This window comes from Paraconexibacter sp. (genome assembly GCF_041602235.1).
Lineage (GTDB): Bacteria > Actinomycetota > Thermoleophilia > Solirubrobacterales > Solirubrobacteraceae > Paraconexibacter.
The window spans coordinates 1-4,155 of record NZ_JBFIGP010000312.1; the positions used below are offsets into that span (position 1 = coordinate 1).

5 protein-coding genes are annotated in these 4,155 nt (G+C 72.2%); all 5 read left to right on the forward strand.

Going from position 1 to position 4,155, the window contains the following annotated elements:
- Positions 1 to 225 (forward strand): hypothetical protein (locus tag ABYE80_RS17765; RefSeq protein ID WP_372791641.1); only part of this gene is annotated, 225 nt, incomplete at its 5' end.
- 13 nt (positions 226 to 238) lie between these two features.
- Entirely contained in the window at positions 239 to 958 is a 720-nt protein-coding gene (locus ABYE80_RS17770) for a sugar phosphate nucleotidyltransferase (protein WP_372791642.1), read from the forward strand.
- A complete protein-coding gene (locus tag ABYE80_RS17775; RefSeq protein WP_372791643.1) occupies positions 949 to 2,163 on the forward strand; it encodes a glycosyltransferase in 1,215 nt (404 codons plus the stop codon). The genes ABYE80_RS17770 and ABYE80_RS17775 overlap by 10 nt, the downstream gene beginning before the upstream one ends.
- A complete protein-coding gene (locus ABYE80_RS17780) occupies positions 2,160 to 3,191 on the forward strand; it encodes a DUF2334 domain-containing protein (protein ID WP_372791644.1) in 1,032 nt (343 codons plus the stop codon). The genes ABYE80_RS17775 and ABYE80_RS17780 overlap by 4 nt, the downstream gene beginning before the upstream one ends.
- Positions 3,188 to 4,155 (forward strand): glycosyltransferase (locus ABYE80_RS17785; RefSeq protein WP_372791645.1); only part of this gene is annotated, 968 nt, incomplete at its 3' end. The genes ABYE80_RS17780 and ABYE80_RS17785, both read left to right, overlap by 4 nt.

The window sequence follows — 4,155 nt, forward strand, 5'->3', positions numbered from 1 at the left end:
CTGCTGTCCTCCAGGTTCCACACGACGCAGCGGTTCTGGGCGATCGACGACGTGCATCCAGCCCGCGGCGGGTCCGGCTTCGACCGCGCCGCGTCGATCGTGCATCGCGAGCCGGTGGAGATCATGTGCCACCCGTCGTTCGCGGAGGACCTCCCGCTGCTGCTCGACCGGCCGTGGCTGGACTTCGTCAGATCTACGCCGTCCGGTTCCTACGAGGCCCTGTAGTAGCGTCCGCACGATGCGCGCAGTCATCCTCGCCGGCGGTCTCGGGATGCGGCTGCGTCCGTACACCGTGTCGATCCCCAAGCCGCTGATGCCCGTCGGGGATCAGCCGATCATCGACGTGGTGCTGCGCCAACTCGCGCACTACGGCTTCGAGCACGTCACGATCGCGACGGGTCACCTCGCGGAGATGCTCGAGGCGTACTGCCGCGACGGCGCCCAGTACGGCCTGAAGATCGACTACTTCCGCGAGGACGAGCCCCTTGGCACCGTCGGCGCGCTGGCCTCGATCGAGGGCCTGGCCGGCGACGACTTCCTCGTGATGAACGGCGACATGCTCACGGACCTGGACTACGGCGCGTTGCTGGCCCGGCACCGCGAGGACGACGCCCTGGCGACGATCGCGACCCGCCTCAACGACGTCCAGATCTCGCTCGGCGTCCTGAAGTTCGCGGCCGACGACGACACGAAGCTCGTCGACTACGACGAGAAGCCGGTCCTGCAGTACGAAGCCTCCATGGGCGTGTACTGCTTCTCGCCCGAGGCCCTGAAGTACATCGAGCCGAACGTTCGCCTCGACTTCCCCGATCTCATGCTGCGGCTGATCGAGAACGACGAATCCGTGCGCGGTTGGCGCTCGACGGACTTCTGGCTGGACATCGGGCGCCCCGACGACTACGGGCAGGCGCAGGACGACTTCGTGCGGCTGCGCAGTCGCCTGCTGCCGTGGGAGTGACCCCGCGGGGGCTGGACATCGTCTGCGTCGGGTTCGCGGAGTGGGACACCGAGCTGTGGACCAACCAGCACCATCTGATGGCGCGCCTGGCTCCGCACAACCGGGTGCTCTTCGTCGAGTCGCTGGGTCTCCGGCGGCCGACGGCGTCGGGCCGCGACCTGCGGCGGATCGCCCGCCGGCTGGTGACCGGGCTGAGGCCCCCACGAAGGGTCGCCTCCCCGCACGGCGGCGAGGTCCGGGTCGTCTCGCCGCTGGTGCTGCCGTTCCACGGCTCGGCCGCGGTGCGGCGGATCAACGGCGTCGTCCTCCCCGCTCTCGTGCGACGGGCGATGCGCCGCGCGTTCACCGGGTCTCGCGGGCGGCGCGTGCTGTGGGCCTACGTGCCGCAGGCCGACCTGCTGCTCGACGCCGTCGAGCCGGACATCGTCCTGTACCACTGCGTGGACGACATCGCGGCACAGGACGGCGTCGATGCCCCGAGCTTCCGCGCCGCGGAAGCCAGGATCCTGGACCGGGCCGACCTGGTCCTCGCGAGCGCTCCCTCGCTTGCCGAGCGCCTGCGACCGCACACCCGTCGCCTGCTGTTCGCCCCCAACGTCGCGGATACCGCGCTGTTCGCGACGGCCCGCGACGACGGCCCGGAGGATCCGGCCCTCGCGCACCTGCCCCACCCGCGGATCGTGTTCACCGGGGCGATCGCCGCGAAGAAGCTCGATCTCGAGCTGCTGACAGGCCTGGCCCACGCCCGGCCCGACTGGTCGATCGTGCTCGTGGGTCCGGTCGGCCTCGGCGACACCTCGACCGACGTCCGCGATCTCGAGGCGCTGCCCAACGTCCATCTGCCGGGCCCGCGCACCTACGCCGGACTGCCGGCGGTCCTGCGCGCCGCCGACGCGGCCCTGATCCCGTACCGTCGGTCCCCGCTCACCGATGCGGTCTTCCCGATGAAGGTCTACGAGTACCTCGCTGCGGGCCTGCCGGTGGTCGCCACCCCGCTGCCGTCGATCTCGGCGGTCCGGGAGATCACGGTCGCCGCCGACGCTCGCGCGACGGTCGAGGCGCTCGAGGAGGTGCTCGCCCGCGACGACGAACAGCGACGCGACGCGCGCAGCGCGGCGGCTGCCGCCCACTCCTGGGACGCCCGGCTCGAGGAGATCACCGGCGCGCTCGAGGAGATCACCGACGCACACCAGGAGGCCTCGTGAATCGCGACAGCTGGCGCAGCGCCTGCCTGCTCTTCAGCGACGAGCTCGCCGACGGCGAGGTGACACCGGATGCCCTCGACCGGCCCGAGGTCGCGCAGGCGGTCATCGCCCGCCAGGTCCCGTCCCCCTTCAGTCGCTGGTACCAGGCTCGCGAGATCCGCTCCGGAGGGTTGCGCTACGACCGCGACGTGGCGGATCCGTTCGTGGCCGCCCGCGCTGCCGTGCTCGGCCCCGAACGTGCGGCCGGCCCGCCGCGGTTCCTCGTGAGGGTCGACGGCTTCCCGCACCACCTCGTGCGCGAGCGCCCCGACCTGGGCACCGAGACGTTCGCCCGCGTGCACGCGATCCTGAGCGACGCCGGCGTCCCGTACCTGCTCGGGGTCCTGCCGTGGGTGCCCGAGTCCCCCCTTGACCCGGACGCCAGCGGCTGGCGCCTGCACGACGACGACGAGCGGGCCCTGCTCGGCCAGCTGCGACGCGAGGGCGTCGCCTTCGGCGTCCACGGCCTGGACCACCGCAGCCGCGTCTCCCGGGCCGATCGCCGCTCCGAGCTGCGCGGGCTGAGGACCAAGGCGCTGACCGAGCGCCTGGACGCCGCCGCCCAGACCCTCCGCGACGCGGCCCTGCACGCCGACGTGTTCGTCGCACCGTGGGACCGCTTCGACGCCGACCAGTACGCCGAGCTCGCGTCGCGCTGGGACGTCGTGACCGGCGGCCCGGCGACGGTCCGCACCCTCGGCTTCCACGCGACGCCGGTGTGGCGCGGCGACGCCGTCTACCTGCCCGCCTACCCCCCGCTCGTGGGCGCGGCAGGCCCGCTCGTCGAGGGCATCGAGCACCTCGCGTCACGGCGGACGGGGCTGTGGACGCCGGTCGTGCTCGACTGGGCGCAGCTCGTCGAGGCGGGGTGGCAGGATCTGCAGCGGCTCGCGCAGACCCTGGCCGGCCGTGCCCGCCCCTGGGACGAGTTCTTCGCCGCCATCGCCTTCAGCCGACGTCAGGCAGCATCGATCATGGAGACCACATGAAGATCGTCAGCGTGATGACGACGCGCTCGCCCGGGGGCGCCGAGTTCGCGGCCGTGGAGATGCTCGACGGTCTCGTCGCCAGAGGGCACGAGTGCGTCATGGTGAGCAACGACCCGGGGATCGCCCGCAGCACCGGCGTGCAGGTGGCGCCGATCGAGATCGGCCCCAAGCTGGCCGTCGCGTCCTGGCCCGGCCTGATGCTGCGGTGGCCGCTGTACGTCCGTCGCCTGCGCGCCGCGCTCGAAGCGCAGATGCCCTACGACGTGCTGCTCGTGCACTACAAGAAGGAGCAGTTGATGGCTCGACAGCTGCCGTCGCGCCTGCGCCCGACCCTGGCGTGGTGCGAGTGGGGACCCGTGCCGTTCCCGCTGCGCAAGGGACTCCCGCGACGGCTCTACGTCGACGCCTCGCGCCACGCCGACGTGATCCTCGCGATCTCCCAGGGCACCAAGGACTCCGTCAGCGAGGTGGGGGTCGCGGCCGAGGACATCGTCGTCGTGCCCAACGCGCTGCGCACGGAGGAGATCGACTTCACCGCGACCGGTCGCGAGCGCGTCCGCGGCGACCTCGGGATCCCGGCCGATGCGTTCGTCGTGGGCTGCATCTCGCGGTTCCACCCGAAGAAGCGCAACGACGTCGTCGTCGAGGCGGTGAAGCGCCTGCCCGGCGACGCGGCCCATCTGATCCTCGCGGGCAGCGGGGAGACCGAGGCCGAACTGCGCGCGCTCGGCGCGCCCCTCGGCGAGCGCCTGCACGTGATCGACACGCCGCGTGGCGACGTGGCCGACGTGCTCAGCGCCTTCGACGTCAGCGTCTTCTGCCCCTCACCCACCGAGGGTCAGCCCCGAGCGGTGATCCTCGGCATGCTCGCCCGGCGCCCGTGCGTGTCGACCGGGGCCGAGGGCGTCGCGGACATGATCGCTCCCGAGTTCGGCGCCATCACCGTCCCGGAGAACGACCCGGA

Excerpts from the sequence above, each read along its gene's own strand:
- ABYE80_RS17770 (WP_372791642.1), top strand. The coding sequence starts at position 239 with ATGCGCGCAGTCATCCTCGCCGGCGGTCTCGGGATGCGGCTGCGTCCG.